Origin of the sequence: Salinarimonas soli (genome assembly GCF_008386575.1) — a bacterium.
Classification (GTDB): domain Bacteria; phylum Pseudomonadota; class Alphaproteobacteria; order Rhizobiales; family Beijerinckiaceae; genus Salinarimonas_A; species Salinarimonas_A soli.
This window is the reverse complement of sequence record NZ_VUOA01000193.1, coordinates 1-306: the sequence shown is the minus strand read 5'-3', so window position 1 is coordinate 306 and position 306 is coordinate 1. Positions and strand designations below refer to the sequence as shown.

Below are 306 nucleotides of genomic sequence, written 5' to 3'. Positions count from 1 at the left end.
CCTTTTTTCCTTCGAAACACCTTTCGGTGAATGAAGTATCGCAGTTGTATGAAAAATTGTGCTGTTAACAGCTCTAGCTACTTCTTGCCCTTGGTGGCCTTTTCGGCAGCTTTAGTGACCTTGCCACCACCAGCCTCCTTGAAGTTGACAGCCTTGATGACTCCGACAGCAACTGTCTGCCTCATGTCACGGACAGCAAAACGACCGAGGGGTGGGAATTCCTGGAAGGACTCTACACATAGAGGCTTGGAAGGTACCAAGTTGACAATGGCTGCATCTCCAGACTTGATGGATTTTGGGTTGACT

Annotated in this window: 1 protein-coding gene; it reads right to left on the bottom strand. The window is 48.7% G+C overall.

Annotated elements, in window-relative coordinates; genetic code table 11:
- Positions 1–77: 77 nt before the first annotated feature.
- Positions 78–306: elongation factor 1-alpha C-terminal domain-related protein (locus F0L46_RS27820; RefSeq protein ID WP_210247704.1), on the bottom strand; the 229-nt coding region annotated here is incomplete at its 5' end.